Origin of the sequence: Sphingopyxis sp., from assembly GCF_035998965.1 — a bacterium.
Classification (GTDB): Bacteria; Pseudomonadota; Alphaproteobacteria; order Sphingomonadales; family Sphingomonadaceae; genus Sphingopyxis.
Window position 1 is genome coordinate 1 of record NZ_DASYHE010000020.1, and the last position, 7,582, is coordinate 7,582.

4 protein-coding genes, 1 tRNA gene, 2 rRNA genes and 1 pseudogene are annotated in these 7,582 nt (G+C 61.6%); 3 read left to right on the forward strand and 5 right to left on the reverse strand.

Going from position 1 to position 7,582, the window contains the following annotated elements:
- Window positions 1-329: pseudogene (locus VGN68_RS02530) on the reverse strand (hypothetical protein); the annotation flags it as partial.
- Window positions 330-413: 84 nt separating this feature from the next.
- Window positions 414-2,288, reverse strand: a complete 1,875-nt coding sequence (locus VGN68_RS02535; protein ID WP_327473626.1) for an ABC-F family ATP-binding cassette domain-containing protein — start codon at window positions 2,286-2,288, stop codon at window positions 414-416.
- Between the two features lie 80 nt (window positions 2,289-2,368).
- Between VGN68_RS02535 and VGN68_RS02540 the strand changes: the two genes are divergently transcribed.
- The 3 genes from VGN68_RS02540 to VGN68_RS02550 all read left to right on the forward strand — a co-directional run bounded on the left by VGN68_RS02540 (window position 2,369) and on the right by VGN68_RS02550 (window position 6,110).
- Window positions 2,369-2,791 carry a VOC family protein gene (locus tag VGN68_RS02540; protein ID WP_327473627.1) on the forward strand — a complete coding sequence of 141 codons (423 nt, stop codon included), beginning with the start codon at window positions 2,369-2,371 and terminating at the stop codon, window positions 2,789-2,791.
- A gap of 188 nt (window positions 2,792-2,979) precedes the next feature.
- Window positions 2,980-3,639, forward strand: coding sequence for an ABC transporter ATP-binding protein (locus VGN68_RS02545; protein WP_327473628.1), 660 nt, complete (start codon window positions 2,980-2,982; stop codon window positions 3,637-3,639).
- On the forward strand, window positions 3,636-6,110 hold the full coding sequence (locus VGN68_RS02550) for an ABC transporter permease (RefSeq protein WP_327473629.1): 2,475 nt from the start codon (window positions 3,636-3,638) through the stop codon (window positions 6,108-6,110). The genes VGN68_RS02545 and VGN68_RS02550 overlap by 4 nt, the downstream gene beginning before the upstream one ends.
- A 707-nt stretch (window positions 6,111-6,817) precedes the next feature.
- Here VGN68_RS02550 and VGN68_RS02555 read toward each other — a convergent pair.
- From VGN68_RS02555 to VGN68_RS02565, 3 genes are all read right to left on the reverse strand, one after another.
- Window positions 6,818-6,894: transfer RNA gene (locus tag VGN68_RS02555), tRNA-Met, on the reverse strand.
- A gap of 115 nt (window positions 6,895-7,009) precedes the next feature.
- Window positions 7,010-7,124: ribosomal RNA gene (gene rrf / locus VGN68_RS02560) — 5S ribosomal RNA — on the reverse strand.
- Between the two features lie 133 nt (window positions 7,125-7,257).
- Window positions 7,258-7,582 (reverse strand): 23S ribosomal RNA (locus tag VGN68_RS02565); the annotation flags it as partial.

A 7,582-nucleotide genomic window follows, 5' to 3' on the forward strand; every position in this document is an offset into this window, starting at 1 on the left:
TTGAAACGCTTTTCGACCGCGGCAAGGCCTTCTTCACCATAGGTCAGTCGCTTCATCACCGTCGCGGGCATCGCGATCGTCAGGCAATTCCGGTCGCGATAATCGGCTTCGGAATTGAGATAATAGAAGCCGTTCTGTTCATCCACGGCCTTCACTTCCATCTTGAAGGTTCCCGCAATGCCAGCCTTCGGGGCGAGATAAGAGGCATAAGTGACAGCCTCGATCGGCGAAATGCATTCTTCGGTGCAGACGATGGGTCGTCGGGGGAAATTAGGCACCGTCGAGACTGCAGGATCGGCGGCGACAAGCAACAAGGCGGCAAGCAACATTGGACTGTTTTCCTTTATGATTCGGACTGTACGGGCGCATCGTCGCCCGCCGTTCCGGATCGAACAATCCCCAAATATATCCGATTAGGCGGCTGCGCCCTCGAACGCCTCCAGCGCCTCACCAGCAGCGATCCAGCGCGCTTCGGCGGCTTCCTGCGCGGCGACGATCTTGCCGCGGCGCTGCGACAGCTCGCTCATTGTCAGGCCTTCATACTCGTTTGCCGCGCCCTGCGGGTCGAACATCGCGCGGTCGATTGCCGACAGTATCACCTGATATTTGGCAAGGTCGGCCTCGGCGTCTGACACTTCTTTGCGCACCTTCGCTGCGGCCTCGCGCGCCGCCGCTGCGGCCTTGCGGTCTTCCTTTTTGTCGGCTTTCGACACTCGGTCTTTTTGCGGCCCCTTACCGAGGATCATGTCGACATAGTCATCCATGCTGCCGTCATATTCGCGCGCCGTGCCATTATCGACGAGGACGAGCCGGTCGGCGGTAAGTTCGAGCATATGGCGGTCGTGGCTGACCAGCACCACCGCGCCGTCGAAGCCGTTGAGTGCCTGCACCAACGCCTCGCGCGCATCGACGTCCAAATGGTTGGTCGGTTCGTCGAGGATCAGCAGGTGCGGCGCGTCGCGGGTGATCAGCGCCAGCGCCAGCCGGGCGCGTTCGCCGCCCGACAGCTTCTTCACCTCGGTCGTCGCCTTGTTCCCCGAAAAGCCGAAGCGGCCGAGCTGGGCGCGGATCGCCGCCTGCGTCTTGCCTTCCATCACCCGCGTCATGTGCGCGAGCGGGGTGTCGCTGCCGTCGAGTTCCTCGACCTGATATTGGGTGAAATAGCCAACGCGCATCTTGCCCGACGCCGCCATCGCGCCGGCCATCGGGGTCAGCTGCGCCGCGAGGAGACGCGCGAGCGTCGTCTTGCCATTGCCGTTGCGGCCGAGCAGCGCGATGCGGTCGTCGGGATCGATCCGCAGGTTAAGCCGCTGGAGCACCGGCTTGTCGGCATAACCGACGCTGGCGAGGTCGAGCGTGATCAGCGGCGGTTTCAACTCATCCGGGCTCGGGAAATCGAAGGCGAGCGTCTGATCCTCGGCGAGCGCGGCGATCGGCTGCATCCGCGCGAGCATCTTGGCGCGCGACTGCGCCTGCTTGGCGGTGGAGGCGCGGGCGCTGTTGCGCGCGACATAGTCCTGGAGCTTGGCGCGCTGGGCGTCCTGCGAGGCCTTGGCCGCCGCGAGCTGCGCGGCACGTTCGGCCCGCTGGCGCTCGAACGCGTCATAGCCGCCAGCGTAGAGCGTGACCTTGCCGCCCTCGAGGTGGAGGATATTGTCGACGACATTGTTGAGCAGGTCGCGCTCATGACTGATCACCACCAGCTGCCCCGGATAGGCGCGGAGGAAATTTTCCAGCCACAAGGTCGCTTCGAGGTCGAGGTGGTTCGACGGTTCGTCGAGCAGCAACAAATCGGGCTCGGAGAACAGGAGCGCCGCAAGCGCGACGCGCATCTTCCACCCGCCCGAGAAGCTGTCGAGCGGCTGGGCCTGCATATCCTCGTCGAACCCAAGCCCGATCAGGATGCGCGCGGCGCGCGCCGGGGCGGTATAGGCATCGATCGCGATCAGCCGTTCGTGGATGTCGCCGAGCTTGTCGGGATCCTGCTCGGTTTCCGATGCTGCGAGCAATTCGGCGCGCTCGGTATCGGCGGCGAGCACCGTGTCGAACGGCGTCGCGGTGCCGCTCGGCGCTTCCTGCGCGATATAGCCGACGCGCGTCTTGCGCGGCATGTCGATGCTGCCCTCGTCGGCTTCGAGCTGGCCGATCATCACCTTCATCAGCGTCGATTTGCCGGCGCCGTTGCGCCCGATCAGCCCGACGCGGCTTTTCGCCGGCAGGCTCGCGGTGGCGCGTTCGAGGATGGCGCGCCCGCCAAGGCGTACAGTGATTCCGTTGATCGTCAGCATGGGCGCGCGCCTAGCATGTTGCGGCGCACAACCCAAGTCCCGGACTGGCTTTCCGCGCGCGGGTGCGGCAAACAAGCGGCATGACCGATCTTGCGCCCTTTCACATCGCCTTTCCCGTCGACGACCTCGCCGCCGCGCGCGATTTTTACGGTCGCGTGCTCGGTTGTGCCGAGGGACGGAGCGATACCGACTGGATCGATTTCAACCTTTATGGCCACCAGATCGTCGCGCACCGCGTCGATGGGCGCGAGGCGGTGGCGGGGCATAATCCGGTCGATGGCCATGCGGTGCCGGTGCCGCATTTCGGCGTCGTGCTGCCCCCCGCCGACTGGCAGGCGCTGGCCGACCGCCTGATCGCGCATGGCGTCGCGTTCGTGATCGAACCGCAAACGCGCTTTGCCGGACAGCCGGGCGAGCAATCGACGATGTTCTTCCTCGACCCCGCGGGCAATGCGCTCGAGTTCAAGGCCTTTGCCGATATGCGCCAGCTTTTCGCCACCTGAGCGTGAGCGATCGGGCCCTACCAAGCCCGCCTCCCTGAAAATCTGGAGCGTCGCAGACGCTGTCCCCCTGGCGAAGGCTCGCCCGCTTTCTGTTTGACGTCTGTTTGACGTTCGACGCCCTACGAGCGCCCTTTCAGCGTCGTCGGACGTGCCTTGGGCGCAGCTCTGCGAAGCGACAGGAGCAGATTATGCCGGATACCATCGAGCTAAACGGGATCAGCCATCATTTCGATACCGCCCGCGAACGGATCACGCTTTTCCGCGACCTGTCCTACACAATCCGCGCGGAGGAAACGCTGGCGATCATCGGCGCATCCGGGGCAGGAAAGTCCAGTCTGCTGGCGATCGCAGCGGGGTTGGAGACGCCCGCGGGCGGCGATGTGCGCTTCACCATCGACGGCGGGCAGGTGAACGCGCTGACGATGCGCGCCAGCTCCGGTTTCATTTTCCAGCAGTTTCACCTGATGCCGGAGCTCGACGCGATCGGCAATCTGGCGTTGCCGCTGCGCCTGAAGGGCAACCGCAACGCGTTCGACATCGCCGCGCTCTGGCTTGAAAAAGTGGGGCTGATAGATCGCGCCCGCCACCGCCCCCACCAGTTGAGCGGCGGCGAGCAGCAGCGGATTGCGGTGGCGCGGGCCTTTGTGACCGCGCCGCGTTTCATTTTTGCCGATGAGCCCACCGGTAATCTGGATATGCAGACGTCCGAAAGCGTCGCCGCGCTGATGTTCGACTGCGCCCGCGAGACGGGGTGCGGACTGGTGATCGTGACCCATAGCCGACAGCTGGCGATGCGGGCCGACGCAAGCGTGCTTCTCGACGCCGGACAGCTGAAGGCTGCGGCATGAACAGGTTGACACTGATCCTGGGAAACAGCTGGCGTGACCTTCGCGGCAGCGACGGGCGCATCAGCATGGCGACGCAAACGGCGCTGCTGTTTTTCCTGATGACGCTGACGCTCACCAGCGCGTCGATACAAAACTATCTCGCCGACAATCTCGATCAGATGCTGGGGTCGGACCTGGTGGTTGAAAGCCCGTCGCCACTGGCGAAGGATGACGAGGCTGCGGTCCGATCGATGGCAGCGGGGCTGTCGGTCACGCAGCTGGCCGACATCACCCTCACCCACAAGGATGAATGGGCGCGCGTGCAGCTCAAGCTGGTCGATGACGCATACCCGTTGCAGGGCCATCTCCAGATCGGCGACACCCCGGTCACCACGCAGCGCGCGGCCCGGAGCGGCCCGAAGGTCGGCGAGATCTGGATCGATTCGCGGCTCGCCATCAAGCTGGGAACGCGGGTGGGTGACAACCTCACCATTGGCGGCACCGACTTGCGGCTCAGCGCGATCCTCTTTCATGAGCCCGACCGCATCATGGAAGGTCATAGCGTGGCCATGCGGGCGATGGTGCACAGCCAAAGCCTTGCTGGAACAGCGATCATGAGCAGCAAGGACCGCACCCGTTATCTGGTCACGGCTGATGAAAGCCAGCAACAGGCGATCGAAAAATGGTCGCGCCAGACCCTGCCCGGCGCCCGCGTGATCAGGAAATTCGGCGGCCAGCACCCGCTCGCCAGCTTCTGGCAACGGACCGAGAATTTTCTTGGCCTGGCATCGGTGATCCTGTTTTTCATGGGCGCGGTGGCGCTCGATATGACCAATCGCCGCTGGCTCGCCAAAATGCGCTACCGGCTCGCACTTTATGCCAGCTTTGGCACGCCCACCCGAACCGCGATGCTGATGGCGCTGGGCGAATGGTTGGCCGGTTTTCTGCTGTCGATCGCGCTGGCCGGTACGCTCGCCATATTTGCATACGGGGCGATCGTCGCCGAGCTGCAAGGATATTTCCCTGGGCTCCGCGCCGGTTGGCATGTGGCACCCGCGTTGACCACTATCGGTCTTTTCTTTCTGCTGCTGCTCGCGCTTCAGATACCGAGCTTCATCCGGCTGTCGCGCGCGTCGTTGCTGTCGCTTATCCGCAATCCGACCGAAAACAGCCATATGTGGCAGCGGCTGTTCTGGAGCATCGCATCGGTCACGCTGCTGGCCGCCGCCTATTCGGACAATATGCTGCTCACCGGCATGACTCTCACAGCTATCGCCGCCGCGCTTGCCCTGATGCTGGTGCTGACCTGGACGGTCATCCGGCTGGGGGATGCGTGGGGCCGCCGCCGCGCCGGGCTGCTGCCCTTCGCCTTTTTCATGATGCGGCAACGGCTGTTCGCCAAATCGGCGCAGGTGATGGGGCTGGGATTGTCCGGGCTGTTGCTGCTGTTTTCGCTGATGCTGATGCGCGATCTTGGCACGACGATGGAAGGCTATAGCCGCAACCACGACGGCAATCTGATGATTGCCGAAGCGCAGACCGACCAGATTGACGCGATCAAGATCTGGGCTGAAAAAACCGGCAGCAGCGTGCGCTCGCTGCGCCCGTTTGTGTCTGCACAGCTAGTTGCCGTGAACGGCAAAGCCATTGCCGAAATTCAGAAGCCCAGCGACACGCTGGCCACCCTCAAAGACCCGATCCGGCTGAGCTGGACCGACGCCATGCCTAAAAACAACCGTCTCGACGGTGGCAAATGGTGGTCGGCCGACACCGACAACTGGCAGCAGATATCCGCCGAATCCGAAGTCATGACCGACATGGGGTTCAGCTATGGCGACACGCTTACCTATCAGATCGGCGGCAAGCCTTATGACTTCACGCTGGTGGCAAGCCACGCCTACCAACCGGGCGCCGGGTCGATCACTTTCTGGTTTCAGCTTCCCTTGTCGGCCAGGGCGCAAATCGATGCCCCAACCCGCTATATGGGCAGCATGGAATTGCCGGAACCGGCATGGGATGCGCTGGCTGGCCTGTGGGAACAATATCCTACCCTCTCGCTTGTGCCGCTTCAGGAACTGACCGAACGGTTCGACCAGACGCTCGGGATCGTCACCAAAGTGACGAGCGGCTACGCGGCCATGGTGCTGTTGCTGGCGCTGTTTGTGCTCGCAGCGTCGGTGAGCGGCTTCAGCGCCGATGACCGCCAGAAAAATGGTCTGCTGATGAGCATGGGGCTGCGGGACACCGATTGTCTGAAGCTGAACTTTTATGATTGGGGCGTCACCGCGCTCATCGCCGCCGCCGGGGCTGTCGCGGGAACTTGGAGCGCGGGGCTGCTGATCTACCAGGCTCAGTTCAACCTGACGTACAACCCTGACATTCTGTGGGCGGTGGCGATGGTCGTTGCCATGGTGGCGACCGTGTGCTTCGTGGGCTACCTCGCCTGCCGCCAGAGCCTCAAGGTCTCGGTACGGGATCTGATGGCGACATAGATCGGCCTCACTGTGAGTTCGCGGTGCAATTCTGCGCGTCGCAGCCTGGCTTTGTCAGTTTTGGAAATAGGGTGGGTGCGCGGACGTTCGCCCCGATTGTCGTCCCCGTGCAGGCGGGGACGACAATCGGCCAGTTGCTACACAAAGGCGGCGGCTCGATTCGGTTGCAAGCAGCTATTCGATCCAGATCGGGACGACTGACCGATAACGACCAAACGCCGCCCCATCCATCATCGTCACCCCGGACTTGATCGCGAGTCCACGACTCAGCGCCGCAGTGAATCCCGGATCAAGTCCGGAATGTCGAATGTCAGACGACCGATTGAAGACATCGCAGGTCACGCCTATTGGAAGTTGTGAGCCAAATCATCAAGCACCTCGTTTCCCCTGATGGACAAACCCGGATTACCGTTTATCGGCGCTCGGACGGTCGCTTCGAATTTTCCTATGACAAGTTCTATGTTGATGATCTGCCAGAGCATGAACATCACATGGAATACTGGGTACTAGGGCAACCCTCAGGTGTATTTGACAGCGCCGAAACGACAATAAGGGAGGCTTCCGTCGAGTTTCCTTGGATATCCGCTGGAAATAGCTACGGCGCTAGCTAACTACCACATTTCAGACGTTCAGCCCATCGGTCTGGAAACCAAAACCCGGTACAGACAAAAAAGCCCGCCATCCCATAGGGAAAGCGGGCTTTTTGTTGGTTGCGGGAGTAGGATTTGAACCTACGACCTTCAGGTTATGAGCCTGACGAGCTACCGGGCTGCTCCATCCCGCGCCACCAATGTCGCGATGCCGAAGCGATCCGCGAAAACAGCAAAAGGCCGGCATTTCTGCCGGCCTTTAACTTTGTGAATGGGTTTTTCCGTATTCGTCCACACGCCGGCTACAATGCCTGGCGACGTCCTACTCTTCCAGGGCTTGAGCCATAGTACCATCGGCGCTGTCAGGTTTCACGGCCGAGTTCGAGATGGGATCGGGTGGGTCACTGACGCCATGGTCACCAAGCAATGAAGCCGGCGTGGGTCGAATTTGGGTTTCAATCGAATGCCCGTGCAATTTGGACTGTTTTACAATCATCCACGTCGCGGACAACCTTCAGGCTTTTGGCCCTTCAGGACTGTCGTTGATGGTGGGACTCTTAAGTGCGAATAGAGCAATTAGTATCGGTTAGCTCCACACGTTACCGCGCTTCTACATCCGATCTATCAACGTGGTGGTCTCCCACGGCTCTATGAAATCTTATCTTGAGGGAGGCTTCCCGCTTAGATGCTTTCAGCGGTTATCCCGTCCATACATAGCTACCCTGCTGCGCCACTGGCGTGACGACAGGTACACCAGAGGTATGTTCAACCCGGTCCTCTCGTACTAGGGTCAACTCCTCTCAAATTTCGACGCCCACGGCAGATAGGGACCAAACTGTCTCACGACGTTCTGAACCCAGCTCACGTACCACTTTAATTGGC